This window comes from [Pantoea] beijingensis (assembly GCF_022647505.1).
Lineage (GTDB): Bacteria > Pseudomonadota > Gammaproteobacteria > Enterobacterales > Enterobacteriaceae > Erwinia > Erwinia beijingensis.
In genome coordinates this window covers 1,776,310-1,802,532 of the sequence record NZ_CP071409.1, presented here as the reverse complement: position 1 = coordinate 1,802,532, position 26,223 = coordinate 1,776,310, and the positions used below count along the sequence as shown (strand labels likewise).

The 26,223-nt window shown below is 50.0% G+C and carries 24 protein-coding genes; 11 read left to right on the top strand and 13 right to left on the bottom strand.

All coding sequences use genetic code 11. The annotated features are described in order from the left end of the window. The first annotated feature begins 21 nt into the window (after window positions 1-21). The 5 genes from pyk to J1C60_RS08055 all read left to right on the top strand — a co-directional run bounded on the left by pyk (window position 22) and on the right by J1C60_RS08055 (window position 8,565). Window positions 22-1,464, top strand: a complete 1,443-nt coding sequence (pyk, locus tag J1C60_RS08075) for a pyruvate kinase (protein ID WP_128174825.1) — start codon at window positions 22-24, stop codon at window positions 1,462-1,464. A gap of 451 nt (window positions 1,465-1,915) precedes the next feature. Beyond that, complete coding sequence (locus tag J1C60_RS08070; RefSeq protein ID WP_128174827.1) at window positions 1,916-3,469, top strand: pyridoxal phosphate-dependent decarboxylase family protein; 1,554 nt, start codon at window positions 1,916-1,918, stop codon at window positions 3,467-3,469. A 10-nt stretch (window positions 3,470-3,479) separates the two neighbouring features. Next, window positions 3,480-4,772: a lysine N(6)-hydroxylase/L-ornithine N(5)-oxygenase family protein gene (locus J1C60_RS08065; protein WP_128174829.1), complete on the top strand. Its 1,293-nt coding sequence runs from the start codon at window positions 3,480-3,482 to the stop codon at window positions 4,770-4,772. Between the two features lies 1 nt (window position 4,773). Then, the gene (locus tag J1C60_RS08060) at window positions 4,774-7,143 is read left to right on the top strand and encodes a GNAT family N-acetyltransferase (protein ID WP_128174831.1); all 2,370 of its coding nucleotides are present in this window, start codon (window positions 4,774-4,776) and stop codon (window positions 7,141-7,143) included. Between the two features lie 189 nt (window positions 7,144-7,332). Further along, the gene (locus tag J1C60_RS08055; RefSeq protein WP_128174833.1) at window positions 7,333-8,565 is read left to right on the top strand and encodes an MFS transporter; all 1,233 of its coding nucleotides are present in this window, start codon (window positions 7,333-7,335) and stop codon (window positions 8,563-8,565) included. A gap of 219 nt (window positions 8,566-8,784) precedes the next feature. On the opposite strand, the gene lpxM is transcribed toward J1C60_RS08055, so the two are convergent. The 3 genes from lpxM to znuA all read right to left on the bottom strand — a co-directional run bounded on the left by lpxM (window position 8,785) and on the right by znuA (window position 12,153). Beyond that, window positions 8,785-9,753, bottom strand: a complete 969-nt coding sequence (lpxM, locus tag J1C60_RS08050) for a lauroyl-Kdo(2)-lipid IV(A) myristoyltransferase (RefSeq protein WP_128174835.1) — start codon at window positions 9,751-9,753, stop codon at window positions 8,785-8,787. A gap of 136 nt (window positions 9,754-9,889) precedes the next feature. Beyond that, the gene (mepM, locus tag J1C60_RS08045; RefSeq protein WP_128174837.1) at window positions 9,890-11,212 is read right to left on the bottom strand and encodes a murein DD-endopeptidase MepM; all 1,323 of its coding nucleotides are present in this window, start codon (window positions 11,210-11,212) and stop codon (window positions 9,890-9,892) included. 14 nt (window positions 11,213-11,226) lie between these two features. Further along, window positions 11,227-12,153, bottom strand: coding sequence for a zinc ABC transporter substrate-binding protein ZnuA (gene znuA, locus J1C60_RS08040; protein WP_128174839.1), 927 nt, complete (start codon window positions 12,151-12,153; stop codon window positions 11,227-11,229). Between the two features lie 77 nt (window positions 12,154-12,230). On the opposite strand from znuA, the gene znuC reads away from it, so the two are divergent. Together znuC and znuB are read left to right on the top strand one after the other, a co-directional pair. After that, window positions 12,231-12,986, top strand: a complete 756-nt coding sequence (znuC, locus tag J1C60_RS08035; RefSeq protein ID WP_128174841.1) for a zinc ABC transporter ATP-binding protein ZnuC — start codon at window positions 12,231-12,233, stop codon at window positions 12,984-12,986. Beyond that, window positions 12,983-13,768, top strand: coding sequence for a zinc ABC transporter permease subunit ZnuB (gene znuB, locus J1C60_RS08030; RefSeq protein ID WP_128174843.1), 786 nt, complete (start codon window positions 12,983-12,985; stop codon window positions 13,766-13,768). Before znuC ends, znuB begins: the two co-directional genes overlap by 4 nt. A 55-nt stretch (window positions 13,769-13,823) precedes the next feature. Here znuB and ruvB read toward each other — a convergent pair whose 3' ends face one another. From ruvB to aspS, 6 genes are all read right to left on the bottom strand, one after another. Then, window positions 13,824-14,828 (bottom strand): Holliday junction branch migration DNA helicase RuvB, encoded by a 1,005-nt coding sequence (gene ruvB / locus J1C60_RS08025; RefSeq protein ID WP_128174845.1) that lies wholly within the window; start codon window positions 14,826-14,828, stop codon window positions 13,824-13,826. Between the two features lie 8 nt (window positions 14,829-14,836). Further along, a complete protein-coding gene (ruvA, locus tag J1C60_RS08020) occupies window positions 14,837-15,451 on the bottom strand; it encodes a Holliday junction branch migration protein RuvA (RefSeq protein ID WP_128174846.1) in 615 nt (204 codons plus the stop codon). A gap of 87 nt (window positions 15,452-15,538) precedes the next feature. After that, the gene (gene ruvC / locus J1C60_RS08015) at window positions 15,539-16,063 is read right to left on the bottom strand and encodes a crossover junction endodeoxyribonuclease RuvC (protein WP_128174848.1); all 525 of its coding nucleotides are present in this window, start codon (window positions 16,061-16,063) and stop codon (window positions 15,539-15,541) included. Between the two features lie 43 nt (window positions 16,064-16,106). Then, the gene (locus tag J1C60_RS08010; RefSeq protein WP_128174849.1) at window positions 16,107-16,850 is read right to left on the bottom strand and encodes a YebC/PmpR family DNA-binding transcriptional regulator; all 744 of its coding nucleotides are present in this window, start codon (window positions 16,848-16,850) and stop codon (window positions 16,107-16,109) included. A 105-nt stretch (window positions 16,851-16,955) separates the two neighbouring features. Beyond that, window positions 16,956-17,390 (bottom strand): dihydroneopterin triphosphate diphosphatase, encoded by a 435-nt coding sequence (nudB, locus tag J1C60_RS08005; protein WP_128174851.1) that lies wholly within the window; start codon window positions 17,388-17,390, stop codon window positions 16,956-16,958. A gap of 1 nt (window position 17,391) precedes the next feature. Beyond that, entirely contained in the window at window positions 17,392-19,170 is a 1,779-nt protein-coding gene (gene aspS / locus J1C60_RS08000; RefSeq protein WP_128174852.1) for an aspartate--tRNA ligase, read from the bottom strand. A gap of 399 nt (window positions 19,171-19,569) precedes the next feature. Here aspS and J1C60_RS07995 point away from each other — a divergent pair, with 399 nt between their 5' ends. Continuing rightward, window positions 19,570-20,136: a hydrolase gene (locus J1C60_RS07995; protein WP_128175061.1), complete on the top strand. Its 567-nt coding sequence runs from the start codon at window positions 19,570-19,572 to the stop codon at window positions 20,134-20,136. A 144-nt stretch (window positions 20,137-20,280) separates the two neighbouring features. Then, window positions 20,281-21,105 (top strand): DUF72 domain-containing protein, encoded by an 825-nt coding sequence (locus J1C60_RS07990; RefSeq protein ID WP_128174854.1) that lies wholly within the window; start codon window positions 20,281-20,283, stop codon window positions 21,103-21,105. A 141-nt stretch (window positions 21,106-21,246) separates the two neighbouring features. On the opposite strand, the gene J1C60_RS07985 is transcribed toward J1C60_RS07990, so the two are convergent. Beyond that, a complete protein-coding gene (locus tag J1C60_RS07985; protein ID WP_128174856.1) occupies window positions 21,247-21,468 on the bottom strand; it encodes a hypothetical protein in 222 nt (73 codons plus the stop codon). Window positions 21,469-21,510: 42 nt separating this feature from the next. Then, window positions 21,511-21,852: a hypothetical protein gene (locus J1C60_RS07980; protein WP_128174858.1), complete on the bottom strand. Its 342-nt coding sequence runs from the start codon at window positions 21,850-21,852 to the stop codon at window positions 21,511-21,513. A gap of 623 nt (window positions 21,853-22,475) precedes the next feature. Between J1C60_RS07980 and cmoA the strand changes: the two genes are divergently transcribed. Next, window positions 22,476-23,216, top strand: a complete 741-nt coding sequence (gene cmoA / locus J1C60_RS07975) for a carboxy-S-adenosyl-L-methionine synthase CmoA (protein ID WP_128174860.1) — start codon at window positions 22,476-22,478, stop codon at window positions 23,214-23,216. Further along, window positions 23,213-24,181: a tRNA 5-methoxyuridine(34)/uridine 5-oxyacetic acid(34) synthase CmoB gene (gene cmoB / locus J1C60_RS07970; protein ID WP_128174862.1), complete on the top strand. Its 969-nt coding sequence runs from the start codon at window positions 23,213-23,215 to the stop codon at window positions 24,179-24,181. The genes cmoA and cmoB overlap by 4 nt, the downstream gene beginning before the upstream one ends. Window positions 24,182-24,261: 80 nt before the next feature. Here the strand turns inward: cmoB and J1C60_RS07965 are convergent, their stop codons facing one another. Beyond that, complete coding sequence (locus J1C60_RS07965; RefSeq protein WP_235859142.1) at window positions 24,262-25,113, bottom strand: hypothetical protein; 852 nt, start codon at window positions 25,111-25,113, stop codon at window positions 24,262-24,264. Between the two features lie 339 nt (window positions 25,114-25,452). Beyond that, entirely contained in the window at window positions 25,453-26,205 is a 753-nt protein-coding gene (gene cutC / locus J1C60_RS07960) for a copper homeostasis protein CutC (RefSeq protein ID WP_128174864.1), read from the bottom strand. Window positions 26,206-26,223 lie beyond the last annotated feature (18 nt).

Genomic DNA, 26,223 nt, shown 5'->3' with positions numbered 1-26,223 from the left:
TAAAAGTCAACGGAGTCCCCCATGTCAAGACGTCTAAGAAGAACCAAGATTGTAACCACTTTAGGCCCGGCAACCGATCGTGATAATAACCTCGAAAAAATCATCGCTGCCGGCGCTAACGTTGTACGTCTTAACTTCTCTCACGGCACGCCCGAAGATCATCAACTGCGTGCGAATAAAGTACGTGAAATTTCGGCAAAACTTGGCCGCCATGTGGCTATCCTCGGCGATTTGCAGGGGCCTAAAATTCGCGTATCAACATTTAAGGAAGGTAAAGTCTTTCTTAGCCAGGGCGATCGCTTCCTGTTAGATGCGAGCCTGGGCAAAGGTGAAGGTGACAAAGAAAAAGTTGGTATCGATTATAAAGGGTTGCCGCAAGATGTTGTGCCAGGCGATATCCTGCTGCTGGACGATGGCCGGGTGCAACTGAAGGTTCTGGACGTTCAGGATCTGAAAGTCTTTACTGAGGTCACCGTCGGTGGTCCACTTTCGAACAATAAAGGGATTAATAAACTTGGTGGCGGATTATCAGCTGAAGCGCTTACCGAAAAAGATAAGGCAGATATTATTACTGCAGCCAGGATCGACGTTGATTACCTCGCCGTGTCTTTCCCTCGCTGTGGTGAAGATCTAAACTACGCACGTCGTCTGGCCAGGGAAGCCGGATGTAACGCACAAATCGTCTCCAAAGTTGAGCGTGCGGAAGCCGTGGCAAGCCAGGAAGCCATGGATGACATTATTCTCGCATCGGATGTAGTCATGGTGGCGCGTGGGGACCTCGGCGTTGAAATTGGCGATCCGGAACTGGTGGGAATTCAAAAAGCGCTGATCCGTCGTGCTCGTCAACTTAATCGTGCGGTAATCACCGCCACGCAAATGATGGAGTCGATGATTACTAACCCAATGCCAACGCGTGCGGAAGTCATGGACGTGGCTAACGCCGTACTTGATGGCACCGATGCGGTAATGTTATCAGCAGAGACAGCGGCTGGTCAGTATCCTGCTGAGACGGTTTCAGCCATGGCAAAAGTGTGCCTGGGCGCTGAAAAGATCCCCAGTATTAACGTTTCCAAACACCGGCTTGATGTACAATTCGATAATATCGAAGAAGCCATTGCGATGTCGGCAATGTATGCCGCAAACCATTTACAGGGCGTCACGGCAATCATCACGATGACCGAGTCCGGGCGAACTGCTTTGATGACTTCGCGCATTACGTCCGGCTTGCCAATTTTTGCCATGTCGCGTATTGAACACACATTAAACCTGACGGCACTTTACCGCGGCGTAACTCCCGTTTATTTTGACAGCAATAACGATGGTGTTGCTGCTGCTCACGATGCAGTTAATCTGCTCCGCGATAAAGGTTTCCTGATGTCTGGCGATCTGGTGGTTGTCACTCAAGGTGATGTCATGAGTACCAGCGGGACGACCAATACCAGCCGCGTATTGCGCGTAGAATAATTCTCGCTTTATTATTAATTGCTGACAAAAAACAACCTGGGGCGGATGTTAATTTCCGCCCTTTTTCTAGCCTTCAACCTCCCGCCTTACTCTTTTCTTTTCACGATTCTGTAGTCTAACCACCCTCATTATGTGACATGTATCACATAAATATCATCAAATAAACTTATCACTTTTTGGTCTTACAAATTATATTGAATGATAATGATTATCATTTATAATCTTGTTATCATTAAAACAACGTACCATTAGCAGTATCATCTGGATTAACCACACGAAATGGAGAGTTATCCATGTTTAACAGATAAAAATAGCGTTATCCGTCATCTCCCATTGCATGACGCTAAGGCATAAACAGTAAGGATATTTAATCTGAGAGCAAAATCAGATGGCAAAGGCTGTCATAGTTTATGGCGGCGAGATTTTTTACGTCCCAAAAAAGGTAAAGGATATGGTTTTTCGTTCTCAACCGGCATGCGCTGCCTCAATACCTCAGCCACACCCGCGCGATTCACATGACAATTTCCTTTTTAACGATAAGCAAGTAGAGGCTTATTCACAACAGACGCTACGTGCCCTCGCGCTTATTAACAGCACCATTCAGCAGGTTGAAAAACCGTTTAGTGGCATTCTTCCCCACGAACTGGCCTCCGCTTTTACAGCGATAGACCTGAACACTCCGCTGGAAAGTCACGAAGAGGCCATGGCAGAACTGGCGCAGCTCTATCTACGCGATGCCGTTTATTTCCACCATCCTAAATATGTCGCCCATCTCAACTGCCCTGTTGTACTTCCCTCTCTACTGGCAGAACAGATTATGAGTGCAGTAAACAGCTCAGTCGATACCTGGGATCAAAGCGCAGGTGGTACGCTAATTGAGCAAAAGGTGATTGACTGGACGATAAACCGCATCGGGTTCCCGGCCACTGCCGATGGCATTTTTACCAGCGGTGGCACACAATCCAACTTAATGGCGATGTTATTAGCGCGTGATAGCTGGTGCGCTCGTCATCATCCCGGCTATTTGATTAAACAAAAGGGCCTACCGGAAGAAGCCAGTAAGTGGCGTATTTTCACCTCAGCGCTCAGCCATTTCAGTATCCAGAAATCCACGGCTATCCTCGGACTGGGCTACGATGCAGTCATTTCCATCGATTATGACGAACACTACAGGATGGACCCGATCAAGCTGGAGGCGGAGATCCAGCGTTGTCTGCAGCAGGGCTTGATTCCCATCGCCGTGGTTGCAACTAGCGGCACAACAGATTTCGGTAGTATTGACCCGCTCCAGGCAATAGCAAAGCTTTGCCAGCATCATGGATTGTGGATGCATGTTGATGCCGCTTACGGCTGCGGCCTACTGGTTTCCCCCCGCTACCGACACCGCCTTGCGGGGATTGAATTCGCGGACTCTGTCACCGTCGATTATCACAAATCCTTTTTTCAGACTGTCAGCTGTGGCGCTTTCTTTGTTCGCCACCGTCAGCATCTGAGCCACGTTACAGTCCATGCCGATTATCTGAACCCGCTCAGTGCGCAGCAGGAAGGCACGCCAAATTTGGTCAATAAAAGTATTCAAACCACCCGACGGTTTGATGCGTTAAAAATGTGGATGACCCTACGCATCATGGGGGCCGATGCAATCGGAGAAACCTTTGACAGGTTAATCGCGCTTGCACAACGCGCGCATCAATTGCTGGAGGCTCATCCGGCCATTGAAGTTCTGCATCAACCGGAATTAACAACGCAGATTTTTCGCTTTACACCACACCCAGGCAGGAGCAATGCGATTGTTGATGATATCAATGCCCACATAAGAAAATCGTTGTTCCGTTCAGGTAACGCCGTAGTTGCAGGCACTCGAATACAGGGTCGGCAGTACCTGAAGTTCACCCTGCTCAACCCCGCGACCACCACGGCTGACCTTGAAGATATTATCGCATTAATCGTGCATTACGGGCGTGAGCTGGCAAGTCGTGCCATTCCAGATGCAGCGAATCAGTGAGGTCAACGCGATGAATGAGACAATTTATGATTTTATCGGGATCGGCCTTGGTCCTTTTAATCTTGGCCTGGCTTGCCTGACCGCCCCCATAAAAGAAATTAACGGCGTATTCCTCGATCAAAATCCCGGCTTCGACTGGCATACCGGCATGATGCTGGAAAGTGCGCATTTGCAAACGCCTTTTATGGCAGATTTAGTGACCCTGGCGGATCCGACCAGTCCATATAGTTTGCTCAACTATATGAAGCAGAAAGAGAAACTCTATGCTTTTTATATCCGAGAAGATTTTTTCCTGATGCGCAAAGAGTATAACCAGTATTGCCAATGGGCCTGCTCGCAATTGAATAATTTGTACTGGAATACCTGCGTGGATTACGTCAGCTATGACGATAATTTGCAGTGCTATCGGGTGCGCAGCCGCTCCACGCAAAGCGGTGAAAGCCGGATCTGGCTGGCGCGGAAACTGGTGTTAGGTACCGGCCCCACAGCCTGGATGCCAGCATGCTGTCGCCCGTATCGAGAGTTCATCACCCATTCCAGTGAATATCTATCGCACAAAGCCGCGCAGCAACAGAAGAGCAGTATTACCATATTAGGCAGTGGACAGAGTGCAGCAGAGATCTACTACGATCTGCTTCATGACATCGACCAATTTGGCTATCAACTGAACTGGATCACGCGTGCACCGCGTTTCTATCCACTTGAATACACCAAACTGACGCTGGAAATGACATCACCAGAGTGGATTGATTATTTCCACGCCCTGCCCCCCAGCAGACGCGATGCAATCAATGCGCAGCATAAGAACCTCTATAAAGGTATTAATAGCGGTCTGATTAACGATATTTATGACCTGATGTATAACAAGCAACTTAGCGGAAAACTGAACGCGAGACTATTTACGCATTCTGAGCTCACCGATATTCGCCCGCTAGCCAATGGTGAATTTGAATTATCGCTGTACCAGCAAGAACAGGACCAGACTTATACCCGTCGCAGTGCAGGCATGATTATGGCGACCGGTTATCATTATCAGCCACCACCGTTTATTGAAGGCATTGCCGGGCGCCTGTGCTGGGATGAAAAAGGCCGTTATGACGTGCAGCGTAATTACAGCATCGACCCGCATAATCAGGTATTTGTGCAAAACGCTGAGTTACACACGCATGGCTTTGTCACGCCCGATCTGGGGATGGCCTGTTACCGTAACTCAATACTGATCCGTGAAATCGCTGGCCGTGAAATCTATCCCATTGAGCGAAAAATTGCTTTCCAGTCTTTTACCGCAGAATCGGAGGCATAAGATGAGTCACCCATTACTCTTTCGTTGCAGGCGTCCGGCGGGCTTGTTCACTCTTCGCACGCTAAAACCTGATGATATAAAAACTATTTATCAATGGGTTACACGAGACTATGCGTATTTCTGGGGAATGCAGAATGATTCGCTCGAGCAAGTCACCCATTTTTATCGTGCGCTGACAGAGTGCAATCCCACAGCTGCCGTGATCGGCTGCTGTGACCAACAGCCAATATTCTTACTGGAGTGTTACCGAACGCAAGAGGATGACGTGGGGAAGTACTACCCGACACAGCCGGGAGATTACGGCATGCATATCCTTATTGCTCCAACAGATAAGCCCATCGCGCAATTTAGCTGGCAGGTATTTACCGCGGTAATGGATTACCTGTTCAGCCTGCCACAGGTCAAACGTATCGTCGTTGAACCCGATGTACGCAACCATAAAATTCATGTACTGAATAAACGTGCCGGTTTTCGTTATCAGCACACCATTGCTATGAAACATAAAACAGCCTGGCTCGCCTTTTGTCAGCGCGATGATTATCAACAGGCTTTACTTCAGGAAACATCAAAAATGTCAGGTGCCACGACCATGCTTACCGGAAGCTCTCTGACCGGTCCCTACTGGGTACAGGCTAACCGGCTGTTAATCCGTAAAGCGATTGCCGAATTTGCCCATGAAAAACTGCTCATACCCCAGAAAATTTCCGCAACGGAGGCGCTGGATAGCTACACACTGGCGGTCCCGAACAGTGAAGCGGAATACCGGTTCAGCGCTGTACGTCTGGCATTAGATCACTGGGCGATCGATATCGACACGTTAATTAAGCAGCAAGACGGTGAAAGTATCCCGCTGGACGCCCTCCAATTCATTATTGAGTTTAATCAACACATTGGTATCCCGGCACCGATGCTGGCCACATATATGGAAGAAATTACCAGTACATTGTGCAGCAGCGTATTTAAGTTTGAAAAAAACACTCCCGACAGTGCAGCGCTTACACGGGCAGACTTCCAGACGGTAGAAGCTTCAATGACCGAAGGGCACCCTTGTTTTGTCGCCAACAATGGTCGTATCGGCTTTGATGCCCGTGATTATCTTGCTTATGCCCCGGAAGCTGCCGCACCCGTCAACCTGGTGTGGGTTGCAGTACATCAGCGGAACGCGCACTTTTCCAGCCTTGACACGCTTAGCTATCGCCAGCTAATGCAGGAAGAACTGGGAGATGACACGCTGACTGGTTTTAATACACAACTGGATGAAGCTGGCGTCGAACGAGAAAACTATCTGTTTATGCCGGTGCATCCATGGCAGTGGCATAACAAATTGCTCACCATTTTCGCTCCGGACATCGCGGCTCGCGACATTATTTATCTCGGTGCCGGGAAGGACCAATATCAGGCACAACAGTCGATCCGTACTTTCTTTAATCGCAGCCATCCAGAAAAACGTTATGTCAAAACGGCATTATCCGTACTCAATATGGGATTTATGCGCGGGCTGTCACCTTACTATATGGCGACAACGCCGGCGATTAATCAGTGGCTGGCGCAGTTAGTGAGTAAAGATAGCTGGCTGCAACGGTGCGACTTTCGCATTTTGCGTGAGGTGGCCGCTATCGGCTACCATAATCGTTACTATGAGCGCGCCTTCATCGGCGATTCAGCTTATAAAAAAATGTTTGCTGCATTATGGCGTGACAATCCTGTGACAACATTGCAGCCTAATCAGCGATTGATGACCATGGCATCGCTGTTGCATGTCGATCAACAGCAAAAAGCGCTGTTGACCGCACTCATTGCCGATTCTGGCGTCAGCGCTGAACGCTGGATATCGGCCTGGATGCGTTGTTATCTGAGTCCGTTACTCCACTGCTTCTATCAGTATGATCTGGTGTTTATGCCTCACGGCGAAAATCTGATTCTGCTGTTGGAAAATAATCTGCCTGTCGCAGCCTGGATGAAAGATATCGGCGAGGAGATCGCGGTACTGGACCCAGAAGCAAAACTACCGGAAAAGGTTCGCCGACTGGCAGTGGACGTGCCGGATAATCTGAAACTGTTATCAATCTTTACCGATGTCTTTGACTGTATTTTCCGCTTTGCCAACGCTATTCTGGTGCAGGAAAATGTGCTGCCTGAGAATGTCTTCTGGCAATGCGTCGCGGATTGCGTTAAAGAGTATCAGCAGGCACACCCGCAGTTGGCCAGTAAATTTGCACGTTATAATATGTTTATGCCGGAGTTCCCACTTTCCTGCCTGAATCGTCTGCAATTGGCTAACAATCAACAAATGATTAGTCTGTCCGAACCGACAGAAAATCTAAAATTTGCTGGCATGCTGGTCAATCCGATTGCGGTGTTTGCCCATTAATCATTACGTTCTCCCAACCTCTCTGTGCCGGCCTTGACGCAGAGATAATGACGCTTTCACGTTGGGCTGAATAATAATGTCGTTGCTAAATCGTGCCTGGCGGTACAAAACCTGACGTGATGAATGATGGGTTGAGTACTGTGAGGCACGCTTTGGTCAATAAAAAGTCTTACCGGAAAAGGAACCTGGATGTCGTCGTATACCCCGGTCTCGGTTTTATCACCGAGACACCTCATATTTCCCCTGTCACTGGTGCTATTCGAATTTGCTACCTATATCGCTCACGATATGATTCAGCCAGGTATGCTACTGGTGACCAGCGAGTTCAACGTGGGCCCAGAATGGGTTTCTGCCTCACTTACCGCTTATCTCATTGGCGGGATTGTTCTGCAATGGCTGCTCGGCCCGCTATCGGATAAATACGGACGTCGACCTGTATTGCTGGCGGGAGCTGCGTTCTTTCTGCTCTCCTGTCTGTTGACCCATGGCGTACAAAATATTGAACAGTTTGTTGCTGTCCGCTTTTTACAAGGTATCAGTCTCTGTTTTATTGGTGCCGTGGGTTATGCCGCAATTCAGGAAGCTTTTGATGAAGCAGTAAGCGTACGCATTATGGCCTTAATGGCGAATGTAGCATTGCTGGCCCCACTGGCTGGCCCGCTTGCGGGGGCCGCTTTTCTCAATGTCAGTAGCTGGCGCAACATGTTCTATCTTTTTGCAGCAGTGACCGCAGTCGCATTTATCGGTCTGTGGCGTGCGATGCCGGAAACAGCGGGCGACAGAAGCGCATCCATTTCGCTAAAGTCGCTGGCAAAAGGGTATCTGACGCTGGCAAAAGATCGTCAGGTCGTCGGCGGATCGTTAGCCATCGGCTTGGTATCCATTCCCATTCTGACCTGGGTTGCTCTGTCACCGGTCATCCTCATCCACGATGAAGGATTGACGCGATTGGAATATGCCCTGCTGCAGCTACCTGTCTTCCTGGCGATGATTATCGGTAACCTGACGCTGGGCAAGCTGGCTGGACGATTACCTATCGAGCAGCCGCTACGTCTGGGAGCATGGCCCATTTTACTGGGCCTTGGCCTTGCTGCGCTCTGTACGTCACTAAATCCCCATAGCTATTTGTGGATGACTGCGGGGCTCAGCCTGTACGCCTTTGGGGCGGGTCTGGTCAATGCGGGATTATACCGACTCACACTCTTCTCGAGTAATGCGGGGAAAGGCAGTGTCGCAGCCATGTTAGGAATGTTGAGCATCATTACTTTTGCGCTGGGCATTGAAGCGGCAAAATTCGGCTATTTCAGCGGCGGCAGCGCTCTGTTTAGTCTGATTAATCTCGCATGCGGCGTGTGCTGGTTTTTGCTGGTAATGGCCTTCCTGCGTGAACGTAAACGTCGTGCGATCGTTACAGAGCTCTGATATCACAACCTGCTACCCTATATTGATTCTGAAACAGTCAGGTTGCCAGCCGTCGGAATGAATGCCATCGCGGCAGGTCCCGACGGTTATGCCTTCACGAGCAACCACAGTCTAGCAACCTGCTGCGTGGTGAATATAGACGTCATCTTTCAGGTCAACAAATTATGGGCGGATTATCCATCCGCCCATCGTGGAAAAATGCTGTTGTAACTGCGCGGGTTAGCGAAAGAGATCCTTACGACGATAGGGCTCAGTTTCTCCCTCTTTTCGCGTTTTCAACAATTTAAGGATCCAGGTGTACTGTTCAGGATTTGGCCTGACAAAGATTTCCACTTCCTCATTCATCCTGCGCGCCAGCGTGACATCATCCGCTTCCAGCAGGTCATCCATCGCTGGACGAATATAAATTTCCAACCGGTGGGTTTTACTGTTGTAAACCGGAAAAAGCGGAATCACCCTCGATCGACTCACTTTCATCAAGCGTCCAAGTGCAGGCAAAGTCGCTTTATAAGTAGCGAAAAAATCAACAAATTCACTGTGCTCTGCACCATGATCCTGATCGGGCAAATAGTACCCCCAATATCCCTGACGAACTGAGCTGACAAAGGGTTTGATACCATCGTTACGGGCATGCATACGTCCACCAAACCGGCGGCGTACAGCATTCCAGATATAGTCCACCAGCGGATTTTTTTGATTATGAAACATGGCGGCCATTTTCTGCCCTTCAGACGCCATCAGCATCGCCGGAATATCTACCGCCCAACCATGAGGCACCAGGAAAATCACGTTTTGCTGGCTATCACGCATCTCATCAATTATCTCCTTGCCGTGCCAGTCAACGTGCTGACGCACCTTTTCTGGTTTGCGCAACGCCAGTTCAGCCATCATCACCATCGACTGAGGAGCGGTGGCGAACATGTTATCGATGATCTTTTCACGTTGCTGCTCAGGCACCTCAGGCATGCAATAGAGGAGATTCACCTGCGCACGGCGACGGGCACTTTTTGCTAGCCTTCCCGCAACCCGGCCCAGACCACCCAGTATAGGGTCGCGCACGCGCGCAGGGAGCATCGCCATACCGGCACATGCCCCAATCGCCAGCCACACGCCCCAGTATTTCGGCGTAAGGAAAGACTTCTGAAAGACGGGAATAAATTCAATAGTACTTTTTTTGCTGTTTTCCATGCACTCGCCTCAAACAATAACCGGCTAATGATAGTGCTGAAAGATGAATTTGCAATGATTGTGCGAGGTTACAGGCAATAATAAACCGACGGATTGCGCCGTCGGTTTATTATCGCAGAACCCTGATGCCTGGTGCTTAGTTAAAGGTTAGCTGCGGCATAACCTCTTTAACCTGAGCCAGGTACGCTTTACGATCTTGACCAGTCAACCCTTCAGTACGCGGCAGCTTCGCTGTCAGCGGATTAACGGCCTGATTATTAATCCAGATTTCGTAATGCAGATGCGGCCCTGTTGAACGCCCGGTATTACCCGAAAGCGCAATACGATCGCCACGCTTTACTTTCTCTCCCGGTTTCACTAGCAACCTGCTCAGGTGCATATAACGCGTCATATACTGACGGCCATGACGGATAGCGACATAGTTGCCGGCTCCACCACTGCGCTTTGATACCACCACCTCACCATCACCCACCGCGAGGACTGGCGTGCCGATGGGGAGTGCGAAATCAACGCCTTTATGCGGCGCAATGCGTCCAGTAACCGGGTTAAGGCGACGTGGATTGAAATTTGACGAAACGCGGTATTGCTTAACGGTGGGAAAACGCATAAAGCCACGTGCAAGTCCGGATCCACTACGATCGTAAAACTTACCGTCTTCTGAACGAAACGCGTAGTAATCTTTACCGCCGCTGTTTAAGCGAACGCCCAGCAGCTGGCTTTGCTCACGCTTGCCATCCATCATTTCACGGGACATCAATACAGAAAATTTATCACCTTTGCGCAGCTTGCGGAAATCCATCTGCCACTGCATCGCCTTCACCACACCGCTAATTTCACCGCTGGTCAGGCCTGCTTTTTGTGCGCTGTTAACAAAGCTACCATCCACCACGCCGCTGAGTACGCTGTTTTTCCACTCACCTTTCTGCATTTCGCTGGAAGATTTAAAACTATTTCCGGCACGATCGTAAGTGCGCGTCTCACGACGCGATAACTCCCATGATAATCGCTGCAACTCACCATCGTCTGTGAGGGTCCAGGAGAGCTGTTGGCCGATTTTCAGGTTACGCAGATCGCTATCCGTTTTGACCAGTTGGTTGATATCGGACATATCAATACCATACTGATTGAGAATACTACTCAGCGTGTCACCCGTTGAAACGGTGTAATCATGCGTACCCGTTTCATTAGGCACATCTTCGTCGATCTCATCTTTCGGAATATCTTCTTCCGGGGCGGGAGTCGGCTGGTCAATCGGTTCACTGGCTTCAGGAAGCAAGCTACGCAGCTCTCCCCTGTCCAGTTCAATATTTTTAACTATCGGGTTTTCGCCAGTGTGATACACATAAGGCCGCCAGACGGCAACGGCCAACGTAACGACGGTTAAGGAGCCCAACATAACGCGATGGGGACGCGGTAAACTGTTAAACGCCATGGCGACAGAGCGGGCTAGCTGCTGCACGTTATACTCTTCCTCTATGCTCCTTTCAGGCAGCTCGCATACTGGCTCGACAGCTGTGAGAGGAATTTCACATAGCTATCTTTTGCTAAGCTGATGTCCATCCCCAGAGGATCTAACGTGCCTTTATGCACTGAGGTTCCACGGGCAACGGCATCGATGACGGCTGGCCTGAATTGTGGTTCAGCAAAAACGCATACCGCTTTATGCTCAACCAGCTGTGTTCGTATTTGATGTAAGCGTTGTGCGCCCGGTTGGATCTCAGGATTAACGGTAAAATGACCTAATGGGGACAGACCGTAATGTTTCTCAAAGTAGCTATAAGCATCATGAAAAACGAAATATCCTTTACCTTTTACCGGCGCCAACTCACTGCCAATTTTCTGGTCTGATGTTACCAGGCTAGCCTCGAACTGTCGCAGGTTAGCGTCAAGTTTGGCTTTACTTTGTGGCATAAGTTCCAATAATTTTTCATGGATTGCAACCGCCGACTGTTTCGCGATCTCCGGGGACATCCAGACGTGCATATTATATTCACCGTGATGGTGATGCTCTTCCGATATATCTTCTTCATGCTCATCCCCTTCCTCTCCGGTTATGAGCAACGGTTTTATCGTGCTTAATTCGGTCAGTTCAAGATTCTTATTTGCCGGTAGCTTTGCAGCAGATTTAGTCAAAAACGCCTCCATTTCCGGCCCAACCCAAACCACAAGATCCGCGCGCTGCAAGCGCTGAACGTCTGAGGGACGCAGTGCATAGTCATGCTCTGAAGCCCCATCAGGTAGCAGCACCTCCACCGGGGTTACGCCATCGGCAATCGCTGCGGCGATAAAACCCAGTGGTTTTATCGAAGCCACTACCGCAGCAGATGCTGGCGCAGCAAGCGGAGCGGTACAACCAAGCGCTAAAAGGAGGGAGAATAACCGTTTTTTATTATGTAACATAATGCGTCAATCCGTCGTGGTAAGCACAAGGTTTGTGATATTATAACATTCGTTATCTTCTGCAACCTGTAATCGACATGTCCTCACTTGTAACGCTTGAAAACATCGCGGTGACCTTTGGTCAACGTCGCGTCCTCTCTGATGTTTCATTAAAACTGGAACCTGGACGAATTTTAACGCTGCTTGGCCCGAACGGTGCCGGAAAATCGACGCTGGTACGGGTCGTACTCGGATTGATTACGCCAAGTGCAGGTACCATCCAGCGCCCGGCTTCGCTGCGTATTGGTTACGTTCCGCAAAAACTACACCTCGATACCACGCTACCGCTTTCCGTCGACCGCTTTATGCGCCTGCGTCCCGGCGTCAAACGTGCAGATATCTTACCCGCGTTAAAACGTGTTCAGGCCGGGCACCTGCTCGATTATCCGCTGCAAAAGCTCTCTGGTGGTGAAACACAGCGCGTACTGCTTGCCCGCGCATTGCTCAGCCAACCCCAGTTGTTGGTACTTGATGAACCGACACAAGGCGTTGATGTTAACGGGCAAGTGGCACTGTACGATCTGATTGATAGTCTGCGCAGAGAGCTAAACTGCGGAGTGCTTATGGTTTCCCATGACCTGCATTTAGTGATGGCAAAAACGGACGAGGTGTTGTGTCTCAATCACCACATTTGCTGTTCCGGCACGCCGGAAGTGGTATCGCGTCATCCCGAATTTATTTCAATGTTCGGCCCTCGTGGCGCTGAACAATTGGCGATTTACCGCCATCATCATAACCATCGTCACGATCTTCAGGGACGAATTATTCTTCGCAGGGGACAAAGTCAGTCATGATTGAGTTGTTACTTCCCGGCTGGCTCGGCGGCGTGATGCTGGCACTGGCTGCCGGTCCGCTGGGTTCCTTTGTGGTCTGGCGACGGATGTCCTATTTTGGCGATACGCTGGCGCATGCCTCGCTGCTTGGCGTTGCGTTCGGGCTGCTGCTCAATATTAATCCTTTTTACGCTGTGATCGCGGTGACGCTGTTGCTCTCACTGGGTTTGGTCTGGCTGGAACGACGCCCGCACCTGGCGATCGATACACTGCTGGGGATCATGGCGCACAGCGCGTTATCGCTGGGTTTAGTCGTAGTCAGCCTAATGGCTAATGTGCGGGTTGATTTGATGGCCTATCTGTTTGGTGATCTGCTTTCCGTTACACCCGTGGATTTAATCACTATTGCCATCGGGGTCATGCTGGTGTTGGCTATTTTGCTGTGGCAATGGCGCGCACTGCTGACGATAACCATCAGTCCTGAAATGGCTCAGGTAGATGGCATCAATATCCAACGTACCAAACTGATGCTAATGCTGGTTACCGCACTCACCATCGGCGTAGCCATGAAGTTTGTCGGCGCATTGATTATTACTTCACTGTTGATTATACCTGCCGCGACCGCCAGGCGTTTTTCCCGCTCCCCGGAACAGATGGCCTGCATTGCCGTGGTGATTGGTATCATCGCTGTTAGTGGTGGGTTAACTTTTTCGGCATTTTACGATACGCCTGCGGGCCCATCTGTCGTGTTGGCCGCTTCCGTCATTTTTATTATGAGTATGGTGAGGAAACCTGCGGTCTGAATCCGCAGGTGGGACAACTGCGCGTGTCGGGAGGCAATCGATCGCCTGCGGTGATTTACTCCTGACGCGTAATACCAAAATGCTTATAGGCATGCTGAGTTGCGATACGTCCGCGTGGAGTCCGCTGAATAAAGCCTTGCTGGATCAAAAACGGCTCCAGCACATCTTCAATCGTTTCTCTCTCTTCACCAATAGCAGCTGCCAGATTATCCAGCCCAACGGGCCCACCGGTAAATTTGTCAATAATCGCCAGTAATAGTTTCCGGTCCATATAGTCGAAACCTTCGGTATCAACGTTCAGCATATCCAGCGCTTTTGCGGCAACCTCGCCACTTAAATCCCCTGCTGCCCGGACTTCAGAAAAGTCACGCACGCGGCGCAGCAGGCGGTTAGCGATACGGGGCGTGCCACGGGCACGCCGGGCGATTTCTAATGCACCCTCATCGCTCAGTTCCAGTCCAAGGCAAGCAGCACTACGCCCGACAATATGTTTCAAATCCTCAACCCGATAAAACTCCAGCCGCTGAACGATGCCAAAGCGATCGCGCAGCGGTGAGGTCAGTGAACCAGCGCGCGTGGTGGCACCAATCAAGGTAAACGGTGGCAGGTCTAGTTTTATGGAACGTGCAGCAGGCCCTTCGCCGATCATAATATCCAGCTGATAATCTTCCATCGCCGGATAAAGTACCTCTTCCACCACCGGTGACAAACGGTGGATCTCGTCAATGAACAGCACATCATGAGGTTCAAGGTTGGTGAGCATCGCGGCTAAATCACCGGCTTTTTCCAACACCGGACCCGATGTTGTACGTAGATTTACGCCCATCTCGTTCGCAACAATATTCGCCAGCGTGGTTTTACCCAACCCTGGCGGGCCGAAAATTAACAGATGATCGAGCGCATCGCCGCGCATTTTCGCCGCTTTAATGAATATCTCCATCTGCTCACGCACCTGCGGCTGACCTACATACTCTTCCAGCAGTTTAGGTCGTATCGCGCGATCGATAACCTCTTCTTCAGTGATGGCACCCGACGACACCAGGCGGTCAGCTTCAATCATGCTTTACCTCAGATGGCTGCACGTAATGCTTCACGGATTAAGGTTTCGCAATCCGCACCTGGACGATTAACTTTACCAATCATACGGCTCGCTTCCTGAGGTTTATAGCCCAACGAGATCAGCGCAGCGACTGCTTCACTTTCTACGTCATTTTCCACAGGCGGTTGCGTTTCACTGGTCAAGGCAAAAGTAGAGTCCGTTGCGAACAAATCGCCATGCATCCCTTTAAAGCGGTCCTTCATCTCTACCACCAAACGTTCGGCGGTTTTCTTACCGACGCCAGGCAATTTAATCAGAGCCGCAATCTCTTCACGCTCAACGGCAGTAACAAACTGTTGTGCAGACATTCCAGAGAGGATCGCCAGAGCCAGTTTTGGTCCCACACCATTGACTTTTATCAGCTCGCGGAACAGTGCACGTTCCTGTTTACTGTTGAAGCCAAACAGCAGTTGCGCATCCTCCCGCACCACAAAATGAGTAAAAATTATCGCTTCGCGGGTCAGCTCGGGAAGTTCGTAAAAACAGGTCATGGGCATATGGACTTCATAGCCTACGCCATTGGCTTCAATTAATACCAGCGGTGGCTGTTTTTCAAGAATAATGCCTCTCAGACGACCTATCACGTGAGCTTCCTTTGGAAAATGAGCGAGTGTGCCCGTTTATATCATAAAAAAGGCTGGATGAATATCCAGCCTCTTCGCATATCATCATCAGGGCCGCAAGCGCCCTCGGGTTAGGGTCAGTCTGTTTTCACTCAACTTGCTGGCGTTCTGGCTGAGATGACAGTGCGTGATCGCAATAGCCAACGCATCTGCAGCATCCGACTGTGGATTTGCCGCCAGCTTCAGCAACGTGCGCACCATGTGCTGCACCTGCGTTTTTTCGGCACTCCCAATCCCCACGACGGTTTGCTTGACCTGACGGGCCGCATACTCGAAAACCGGCAGATCCTGATTCACCGCAGCGACAATCGCAGCGCCTCGAGCCTGACCAAGCTTCAGCGCTGAATCGGCATTTTTTGCCATAAATACCTGTTCAATGGCAAAAAACTCTGGCTGAAACTGGGTAATAATTTCACTCACGCCTGCATATATCAGCTTCAGCCGCGACGGTAGGTCCGTCACGTTAGTTCGTATGCAACCGCTGCCGAGATAGGTAAGCTGACGTCCAACCTGACGAATAACACCGTAACCGGTGACGCGTGAACCAGGGTCGATCCCTAAAATAATTGCCATCACACGTCTCCGGTATACGGATGTTGAGTGCAGCAGAACGCCATTACAGCGTAGCCGCCACCTCATCGGAAATTTCACCATTATGGTAAACTTCCTGCACATCATCACAATCTTCCAGCATATCGATCAGGCGCAGCAACTTAGGTGCAGTATCGGCATCCATATCGGCTTTGGTTGATGGAATCATGGAGACCTCAGCAGAATCGACCGTATAACCCGCAGCCGTCAACGCATCCTTCACATCACCCAATGATTCCCAGGCGGTGAAGACGTCGATGGCACCGTCATCATAGGTTGCGATGTCTTCTGCACCCGCTTCCAGCGCCGCTTCCATCACGGTATCTTCATCCAGACCCGGGGCAAAGGAGATCACACCTTTACGGGTAAACAGATATGCAACGGAACCGTCAGTTCCGAGGTTACCCCCGGTTTTGCTAAATGCATGACGAACTTCAGATACGGTGCGGTTACGATTGTCGCTCAGACACTCCACCATCACGGCGGTGCCGCCTGGGCCATAGCCTTCGTAAATGATGGTTTCCATATTGCTGTCATCTTCCCCTCCCACGCCGCGTGCAATCGCACGATTCATGGTGTCACGCGTCATGTTGTTAGACAGCGCTTTATCCATGGCGGCTCGAAGGCGTGGGTTGGAACCGGCATCGCCTCCGCCCAGCTTCGCCGCCGTAACCAGCTCACGAATAATTTTGGTGAAGATCTTACCGCGCTTCGCGTCCTGTGCCGCTTTACGGTGCTTTGTGTTTGCCCATTTACTATGGCCAGCCATGAAATTTCTCTCCAGATAATTTTATTGCTCAGGCAATTTTGTGGGCAACAGGCGGATACGCTGTGCCGATAATGCCCAAGCTTTCTACTCAAAACGAAAGCAAAATTAATCAACGAACGCTTCTATCGCCTGCCGATTACTCCAGGACTTAGTCAGTTTTGCCGCTTCCGGCACCGCAAGCCATCGCCAGTCAAGATGTTCAGTCACCATGACGTCACGTTCATGAGGTAACGCCAGCGTAAACCAATGCTCAGTATTATGCGTCACGTTGGGAGCGTAACGATGACGAAAGTGAGCAAAGATTTCAAATTCTATCTGGTGCTCACAGTCAGTGACAGTGAGCTGCTCAGCATTGATATCAATTGCCACCTCTTCCCAGACTTCCCTGATGACTGTCTGCAACGGCGTTTCACCGGGCTCAATGCTCCCGGTGACGGATTGCCAGAAATCCGTGTCATCACGACGCTGCAGCATCAATACCCGCTTGGTATCCAAAGCAAAGATCACCACTAATACCGATACGGGCTGCTTGTAGTCCATGTTAGCTGTTCTCAGGCTTTTCCTTTTTCACGACCTGAATCCCTAACTCCTCCAGCGAGGCCGGGTTAGCAAAGTTTGGAGCTTCAGTCATTAAGCAGGCTGCCGCCGTGGTTTTTGGAAAAGCGATAACATCACGAATATTATCCGTGCCGGTTAGCAACATCACCAGACGGTCGAGTCCGAAGGCCAAACCTGCATGCGGTGGCGTACCGAACTTCAATGCATCCAGCAGGAAGCCAAACTTCTCGCGCTGTTCTTGCTCATTGATGCCCAGAATGCCAAATACTGTTTGCTGCATCTGCCCGTTATGAATACGCACGGAACCCCCGCCCACTTCATAACCGTTAATCACCATATCGTAAGCATTCGCAATAGCGGCTTCCGGCGCGCTTTTTAATTCATCTGCCGTCATATCACGCGGCGCGGTGAAAGGGTGATGCATCGCGGTTAAGCCACTTTCCCCATCGTCTTCAAACATTGGGAAGTCAACAACCCACAGCGGTGCCCAGGCATCCTCATGAGTGATGCCCAGATCGCGGCCAACCTTAAGGCGCAGCGCACCAAGGGCATCAGTAACAACCTTCGCACTATCTGCCCCAAAGAAGATCAAATCGCCATCAGCGGCATCAGTACGCGCCAGAATAGACTCGACGATTTCCGCATTCAGGAATTTGGCAATAGGGCTTTGAACGCCTTCCAGCCCGTCTGCGCGCGCATTAACTTTGAGCCAGGCAAGCCCTTTAGCGCCGTAGATTTCGATAAATTTAGTATAATCGTCGATCTGTTTACGACTAAGTTGTGCGCCGCCGGGCACACGTAACGCCGCTACGCGCCCTTTTGCATCGTTCGCCGGGCCAGAAAAGACCTTAAACTCCACCTCTTTTAACAAATCAGCAACGTCGACCATTTCCATTGGGTTACGCAGGTCCGGTTTATCGGAACCAAAGCGACGCATCGCCTCTGCAAAGGTCATGATCGGAAACTCACCCAGGTCGATACCTTTGACATCAGACCAGAGGTTCCGCACTAGGCGCTCCATTATTTCACGCACCTGCGGTGCCGTCATAAAGGAGGTTTCAACGTCGATTTGGGTAAATTCGGGTTGACGGTCAGCGCGCAGATCTTCGTCACGAAAACATTTTACGATCTGATAATAACGATCAAAACCTGACATCATCAGCAGTTGTTTGAACAACTGCGGCGACTGAGGCAGCGCGTAGAACTTGCCTTTATGTACCCGGCTCGGGACCAGGTAATCACGCGCGCCTTCCGGCGTCGCTTTGGTCAGCATCGGCGTCTCAATATCCAGAAAACCGTGTTCATCCATAAAACGGCGTACAAAACTGGTTATTTTCGCCCGCATTTTCAGGCGGTTTGCCATATCCGGGCGGCGCAAATCCAGATAACGATATTTCAAACGCGCTTCTTCGGTATTTACCTGGTTGGAGTCCAGGGGCAACGGCTCGGAACGGTTGATGATCGTTAATTCGGTGGCAAATACTTCAACCTCACCGGTGGCCATATCGCCGTTTTTATTTTTCTCATCACGAGCACGTACAGTGCCGGTTAACTGGATGCAGAATTCGTTACGCAGTTCTGAAGCCAGCTTAAATGCATCCTGACGATCGGGATCGAAAAAGACCTGAACGATACCTTCACGGTCACGCATATCAATAAAGATCAGGCTACCCAAATCGCGGCGGCGATTAACCCAACCACACAGTGTTACTTGCTGGCCTACATGAGACAGATTGAGCTGTCCGCAATATTCAGTACGCATAACGATATCCTTTTAACTTCATTGCTGCTGCATGCGCAGCATCGGGTCGTCTTTTGGTGTTGCCGGGTCCGGTAACAGAATTACCCCATCAGGCACCTGTTTTGGGCAGACGCTACCCTAAAAAAGGCTGGCATTATATACCCAAAGTTATTGAAGTTGCATCACGGCAGCACCCACGTCCAGCGTGAATAAGCAAACATTTGCCAGTGATTTGAACAGAAAAATACTATCCATGCCGTGAGCGCTCTAAATAATCACAGATGGCTCAGCAAGCCAATGATGATCATTGCCACCATGCGCAATCACAAAAGTTAACAAAACTTGCTGATTCCGGACACCTTTTTGCTCGCCGAAACCCGCATTCTCTCGCTATTCTTTCTCTTTTACTGCTGGAGCCATCTGATGAAATTGAATCCCACGACTACCGCACTGGTATTGATCGATCTGCAGGAAGGCGTTTTGCCTTTTGCAGGCGGCCCGCACGCTGCGAAAGACGTTGTTGCGCGGGCAGCCAGGCTTGCTGAAAAATTTCGTGCCGCACAGGCGCCTGTTTTTCTGGTACGCGTAGGCTGGTCAACTGATTTTGCTGAAGCACCGAAACAAGCGGTTGATGCGGTAAATACCCGAACCTCTTTACCTGACAACTGGTGGAACTTTCCCGCAGAACTCGACGTGCAGGACAGCGATATCAGCGTGATAAAACGTCAGTGGGGCGCATTTTACGGCACCGATTTAGAAATGCAGTTGCGTCGTCGAGGTATTGACACACTGGTGTTAGGCGGTATTTCAACCAATATTGGGGTAGAATCTACCGCCCGCCATGCATGGGAGCTCGGTTTCAACCTGGTGATTGCTGAAGATATCTGTAGTGCCGCTAGCACAGAACAACACAACGGTAGCCTGAACTGGGTATTCCCACGCATAGCAAAAGTGCGCCAGTCAGAAGACGTTATTGCTGCGCTATAATATCCACCAGCCCGGCGGCGACAAACAGATCGGTCGCCGCCGGGCTGGTATACAGGCTGCTGGCTTATCAGCAGCAGTCCGGTAACGTGAAGTACGGAAAGTCGACCTGCTGACGATCAACAGGTCGCCGTTAACAGGAGAATAATGGAACCAGTTTATATCGGTCTGCCGCAATGGCAGCACCCCCGATGGAAAAAGCTGGGCATGGAAACCCTGGCGGACTACGCGCGCTATTTCAACTGCGTTGAGGGCAATACCACGCTTTATGCTCTGCCAAAACCCGAAATTGTGCTGCGCTGGCGCGATATGACCGATGCAAATTTTCGCTTCTGCTTTAAGTTTCCCGCAACCATTAGCCACCAGGCCGCTCTACGGCAATGTGACGACTTGACCAATGCCTTTTTCCGCACGTTAGATCCTCTCGCCGCCCGCATTGGGCAATATTGGCTACAGTTGCCCGCTGCATTTGGCCCGGATGAACTCCAGACACTCTGGTCGTTTCTTGATAAATTACCCACATGTTTTCAATACGGTGTTGAGGTTCGTCACCCGGCATTTTTTGCAAAAGGTGACGCCGAGCAGGCGTTAAACCGCGGGCTGAAACAGCGCAGAATTAATCGTGTCATTCTCGATAGCCGTCCCATCCATGCCTCTGAATCATCATTACCGGCGGTGATTCATGCGCAGTCAAAGAAGCCCAAAGTGCCAACGCATGCGGTGATGACAGCAAAGAATCCGATGGTGCGATTTATTGGCGGGGAAGATCCACAAAATAACCTGCCCTTTTTCAATGCCTGGCTACGAAAACTGCCTGAATGGTGCCAGCAGGGACAGCCATGGCTGTTTATTCACACGCCGGATATCGGTGACGTGATGAGTCTGGTTCAGTTTCTTTGGCCGCACCTGAAATTAGCTTTACCACAATTGAAGGATGCGCCAGACTGGCCGCAGCAGGATCAGCTTTTTTAATTAAGCTGGCCAATTTTCTAAAAAAAGACATGCAAATCCCGTTGATTAAACGAGATTTGCATTAAGTATAGCGGGAGTACAGTGATAGTAAAATAATCCAGCCATCATACTCATTGAGGATGTTCGGCGTAATACAGAATATTATTTACGGGCTTCACTATTTTTATGGTTTTTCATCGTCAGATAGCGTACTAATTTCAAACATAGACTGACTGATGACCATATAGTCAAAACAGTAACAATTAAATGAGCAAGTTCCCTTTTGGTCGTAAAAGACCCTCCAGTAACGCAGGCCTCATTCAGAAAATAATATCCACCAAAAACACCGATAAAAACCGCAATTCCGCGCCAGAACGGATTCATCTTCAGCTTTACTCCCTGGGGTGACAGGATTATATGATATTTTTACCAACGACACTGACCACCGATGTTATTTCCACCTCGGCTACTGTTATTTTTACTATTATTATTACAAGATGAAGCCGATGATTTCGAGCAGTCACTACCAAATGCTGCACCTGCAATACCTAATGCAGCGCCCGCCAGGCCACCGCCAATCGCGCCAAGCGTTGCACCGACGAGAATCGACTTATTGCAATCTGCCACGCCCGGGTCGTTATAACGAGGATTTCCATTACTTTTACCTCTACCTCCACCACTGCTATTACCGCTTCCCGGCCCATGTTTATCCGCATAATTACCTGCCCCAGAGACAACCGCCATTTCCTTAACATCCAGAGTTCTCATATAAAATCCTTATTCATATTGGTTCTTTCCACAACTTATACACTTACGTTACAACAATATATAAGTTGAATCTTTAAGAGGTATATCTAAGTGCTGAACTTACTCCAGTAGCAGCAGTTATATCTATATCTCATTCAGATTTACCCGTCATTAAGAATTTATAAAAACATCGATCCATCACATAAATTATTCTATTTTTAGTATCAGAATTATTATGGCGCAATAAAGAATCAGATGAAAACATTAACCGATTAGTTTTATCGAATTAAGTTACAGGACAGCTTATTAAAAAATCCATTTATGTGTTCATTAACTCCTCTTCAGCGCTTAGCCTGTCTATGCCCTAAATAATATCAGCAGCAGGAAAGTGACAATACAGGCGCATCCTGCAGAGTGAAGGTTCAGTGATCAACAACGCAGAGCCAGATCAGGCCTTTTAGTGCCCCCTTTTGACATCAACGGATCAGCACGCCGCCTCGTTGCCTGCGTTCTTTAAGCGTGACTATTTGACTGAGGGGGCGATTGTTAGCCAGTAAGCGTTCCTTCTGATAGTAGAAAAGGTGCAGCCCGCGCAGCTTTCTGCCAAAATAGTGCCCTTTCCGACCTTCACCGGACTTACCGTTATGTCTAACCGCGATACGCTTTTCTCAGCGCCAATAGCAAAACTGGGCGACTGGACCTTTGACGAGCGCGTAGCTGAAGTTTTTCCCGATATGATTCAGCGCTCGGTACCCGGCTATTCCAATATCATTTCGATGATTGGCATGCTGGCCGAACGTTTTGTTCAGCCAGACACACAAATTTATGACCTGGGTTGCTCTCTGGGTGCAGCGACGCTCTCCGTAAGACGAAATATTCACGTCTCAGGTTGTAAAATTATTGCCGTTGATAATTCTCCGGCCATGGTTGAACGCTGCCGACGCCATATTGACGCCTTTCGCGCGCAAACACCGGTTGAGGTTGTAGAAGCCGATATTCGTGCCATCACTGTTGAAAACGCGTCGATGGTGGTATTGAATTTTACGTTGCAATTTTTGGAGCCCGATGAGCGTCAGCAGTTGTTAAATACCGTTTACCAGGGATTAAATCCCGGGGGTGTACTGGTTCTTTCTGAAAAATTCAGCTTTGAGGATAGTGACGTGGGCGAGCTTCTGTTCAACATGCATCACGACTTTAAGCGGGCCAACGGCTATAGCGAACTCGAGATTAGTCAGAAGCGCAGTATGCTTGAAAACGTCATGTTGACCGATAGCGTTGAAACGCATAAAAGGCGTTTGCATCAGGCGGGTTTCGAACACGCAGAGCTATGGTTTCAGTGTTTTAATTTTGGATCGTTAGTGGCAGTCAAAGCAGGAACAGCATGATTGATTTTGGAAACTTTTATCAGCTCATCGCCAAAGGAACCCTGGCCCCCTGGTTAGAGACGTTACCTGCACAGATTGCAGCCTGGCAACGCGAGAATCTGCATGGGCACTTTAAGAACTGGGATAAGGCCGTCGAGTACTTACCGCTACTGCAACCCGATCGTCTTGATCTATTACATAGCGTGAGCGCGGATTGCGACGGCCTCAGCGATCGCCAGCGGGACGGCATCGAAAAGTTGTTACGCAATCTGATGCCCTGGCGAAAAGGCCCCTATTCGCTTTACGGCACGGAGATTAATACTGAGTGGCGCTCTGACTGGAAATGGCAGCGCGTACTGCCACACATTTCTCCGCTGGTTGGACGAACGATTCTTGATGTCGGTTGCGGCAGCGGTTACCACATGTGGCGCATGCTGGGCGCAGGTGCTCAACTTGTCGTGGGTATCGACCCGATGCAGCTTTTCCTGTGCCAATTTGAAGCCGTGCGTAAGCTTCTGGGCAACGATCAACGCGTTCACCTTTTGCCTCTGGGTATTGAGCAACTTCCCGAACTAAAAGCCTTCGATACCGTATTCTCCATGGGCGTACTTTACCATCGCCGTTCACCGCTGGATCACCTATTACAGCTGAAAAATCAGTTGGTAAGTGGCGGCGAACTGGTGCTGGAAACGTTAGTTATCGACGGTGATGACCAGGCCGTGCTGGTACCCGGCGAGCGCTATGCACAGATGCGCAACGTTTATTTCATTCCGTCAACCGGTGCATTAAAAAACTGGCTGGAAAAGTGCGGGTTTGAAGATGTTCGTATCGTCGACTATTCGCTGACCAGCACGGAGGAACAGCGCCGTACCGACTGGATGACCAGCGAATCCCTGGCAGAATTTCTTGCGCCGGACGACCCGACAAAAACCATTGAGGGTTACCCGGCTCCGCTGCGAGCGGTATTAGTCGCGCGTAAACCCTAAGGTGCGAGCCGGTGAGCCGGCTCTATTTAGCCCCTGGGGACGTCGGACAGGGGTATAGCATATCGCCTATATTGCACGGGCTATCTTGTTTTTTCATCGGCCCAATATTGGAACTGATATGCGGCGCTAATATTACGTTTGATCACCGATTTGCCAATAGTTTCAGTTTCACGCGAATAACTCAATGTGCAGTTCCCTGTCTCATCCCACGACTGACACTCATTAATGCTCGTAATGGTACTGGCAGGAGTTTGCGTGATAGTGTCGAGCCGAATTTCACGATTTTTGTCGTCATAGGTATAGGTTTCTTTGCTTTTCTCTGACGTTAAGGTCAGTACATCTCCCGTCGGAGACCACTGAAAGCGAGACTCACCATTACTAAGCGGATCCGATCCGCGTGCGACGCGTTTTAACAACCGAAACTGTTTATTATAGGCATATGTGGTTTCAGTAAACCCCTTCTCACCCGTGAGGATGAATACATCGGTTGCGCTGGTGATATTGCCATTTTTGCCGACTTTATAATTAATCGTGCCGCGCTTATTTGTCACTTCAACCGGTTGGTCCTGCTGTTTGACCACGACCGATATACCATACTCGGCCTGCCAGCCATCCGTTACGCGGCCAATGTGCTGCTCCATTTGCAGCAATACATTCCCTTCGTCCTTGCGATAGCTGATATCGGCAACAGTTAGCACACCGCACTGGTCAAACTGGCCTAATATCCGTTTTTGCTGATCGACATCCTTGCCGAATTCACCCACGGCAAACTGCTTTATTCGCCCTTTTGCCGTCCCACCCAACATGATGACGCTGTTGCTATCGTTAATCGCCTGGCCGCTCGCCGCACACTTGTCAGCGGCATAGACCCCCTGACTAACCAGCATACAAGATGTCAGCCATAGCCACCCACTTAACATGCCTTTATTCATCGTGAAACCGCCTGACGGTAAGTCGCAGATATTTATTCTTTCAGCGTCAGCAGAAACGAGAAAGCCCCGAATAAAATCTCATAAAGGATCTTGCAATCATCTTCCATGCTGCAAACGATCGTTGTAAACCCGATAAACTTCACGCTGCAGGTGTGTCGACAAGCTCAACTGCACGTGCCGGCAAGGCACCACCACACTACCGTTTAGTCCGGTGAGTTGGATCCCTCAATTTAACGCTTCCATCTTGGTCAAAAAAAACCCCAACAATGTGCTGGGGCTTGGTACTTGCAAACATCACGTCGATATAACGGCGTGCTGTGCGGCAAAACTGGTTGTCGATCAGGCCACTCTTTTGGCGCTCATTGAGATAATGCCCTTCATCGCTTCGACGACATCACCATCAACGCAATAGCGGCTAAACTCATCGTTCTCGGCGTCAGAGCACATCGAAACGCCGGCTTTACGATAGCGCATCGGGGAAGGAATCAGACGACTCGCCGAACTATGGACCTCATGAATACCCGCATCAAGAAACTTCTGCAAGTTGCTTAAACGCACCCCCGCACCTGCCATAATTATTGGACCCTCACTGCCATGAGTTAGTTCCTTAAGTAACGCAATACCGCTTTCAGCACTTTGTTGCTGACCGGATGTCAGGATGCGGGCCACACCCAAATCGGTTAACTCTTCCAGAGCACGCTTCGGGTTGTGGCACATATCAAATGCTCGGTGAAAGGTCACGGCCATACCGCCACACAGCGCCATAATTTGCCGCATTTGGGTCATATTAATGCGCGCATCCTCGTCCAGCATTCCCACTACAACGCCAGGGAATCCCAGTTCGCGGATATACGCAACATCCGACTTCATCGCGGCAAATTCGATCGGGGTATAGCAGAAATCGCCCCCGCGCGGACGCACGATAGGATGAACCGGTATTGATACGTTCTCACGTGCCGCTTTCAGCATTCCCGCTGAGGGCGTCAACCCCCCTTCTTTCGGGGCAGCACAGAGTTCAATGCGATCCGCACCGGCCTGTTGCGCAGTAAGGGCGCACTCCACTCCATAGCAGCATACTTCCAGTTTTGTCATATCATCCTCCTGTTTAAT

What these genes read in the sequence shown, in the direction of transcription:
- znuC (WP_128174841.1), top strand. Translation starts at nt 12,231, where the DNA reads ATGTCCTCACTTGTAACGCTTGAAAACATCGCGGTGACCTTTGGTCAA.
- ruvB (WP_128174845.1), bottom strand. Translation starts at nt 14,828, where the DNA reads ATGATTGAAGCTGACCGCCTGGTGTCGTCGGGTGCCATCACTGAAGAA.
- J1C60_RS07980 (WP_128174858.1), bottom strand. Translation starts at nt 21,852, where the DNA reads ATGAGAACTCTGGATGTTAAGGAAATGGCGGTTGTCTCTGGGGCAGGT.
- J1C60_RS07965 (WP_235859142.1), bottom strand. Translation starts at nt 25,113, where the DNA reads ATGAATAAAGGCATGTTAAGTGGGTGGCTATGGCTGACATCTTGTATG.
- J1C60_RS07985 (WP_128174856.1), bottom strand. Translation starts at nt 21,468, where the DNA reads ATGAATCCGTTCTGGCGCGGAATTGCGGTTTTTATCGGTGTTTTTGGT.
- znuA (WP_128174839.1), bottom strand. Translation starts at nt 12,153, where the DNA reads ATGTTACATAATAAAAAACGGTTATTCTCCCTCCTTTTAGCGCTTGGT.
- J1C60_RS08010 (WP_128174849.1), bottom strand. Translation starts at nt 16,850, where the DNA reads ATGGCTGGCCATAGTAAATGGGCAAACACAAAGCACCGTAAAGCGGCA.
- nudB (WP_128174851.1), bottom strand. Translation starts at nt 17,390, where the DNA reads ATGGACTACAAGCAGCCCGTATCGGTATTAGTGGTGATCTTTGCTTTG.
- znuB (WP_128174843.1), top strand. Translation starts at nt 12,983, where the DNA reads ATGATTGAGTTGTTACTTCCCGGCTGGCTCGGCGGCGTGATGCTGGCA.
- cutC (WP_128174864.1), bottom strand. Translation starts at nt 26,205, where the DNA reads ATGACAAAACTGGAAGTATGCTGCTATGGAGTGGAGTGCGCCCTTACT.
- ruvC (WP_128174848.1), bottom strand. Translation starts at nt 16,063, where the DNA reads ATGGCAATTATTTTAGGGATCGACCCTGGTTCACGCGTCACCGGTTAC.
- pyk (WP_128174825.1), top strand. Translation starts at nt 22, where the DNA reads ATGTCAAGACGTCTAAGAAGAACCAAGATTGTAACCACTTTAGGCCCG.
- J1C60_RS08070 (WP_128174827.1), top strand. Translation starts at nt 1,916, where the DNA reads ATGGTTTTTCGTTCTCAACCGGCATGCGCTGCCTCAATACCTCAGCCA.
- cmoA (WP_128174860.1), top strand. Translation starts at nt 22,476, where the DNA reads ATGTCTAACCGCGATACGCTTTTCTCAGCGCCAATAGCAAAACTGGGC.
- J1C60_RS08060 (WP_128174831.1), top strand. Translation starts at nt 4,774, where the DNA reads ATGAGTCACCCATTACTCTTTCGTTGCAGGCGTCCGGCGGGCTTGTTC.
- J1C60_RS08055 (WP_128174833.1), top strand. Translation starts at nt 7,333, where the DNA reads ATGTCGTCGTATACCCCGGTCTCGGTTTTATCACCGAGACACCTCATA.
- J1C60_RS07990 (WP_128174854.1), top strand. Translation starts at nt 20,281, where the DNA reads ATGGAACCAGTTTATATCGGTCTGCCGCAATGGCAGCACCCCCGATGG.
- lpxM (WP_128174835.1), bottom strand. Translation starts at nt 9,753, where the DNA reads ATGGAAAACAGCAAAAAAAGTACTATTGAATTTATTCCCGTCTTTCAG.
- cmoB (WP_128174862.1), top strand. Translation starts at nt 23,213, where the DNA reads ATGATTGATTTTGGAAACTTTTATCAGCTCATCGCCAAAGGAACCCTG.
- J1C60_RS08065 (WP_128174829.1), top strand. Translation starts at nt 3,480, where the DNA reads ATGAATGAGACAATTTATGATTTTATCGGGATCGGCCTTGGTCCTTTT.
- aspS (WP_128174852.1), bottom strand. Translation starts at nt 19,170, where the DNA reads ATGCGTACTGAATATTGCGGACAGCTCAATCTGTCTCATGTAGGCCAG.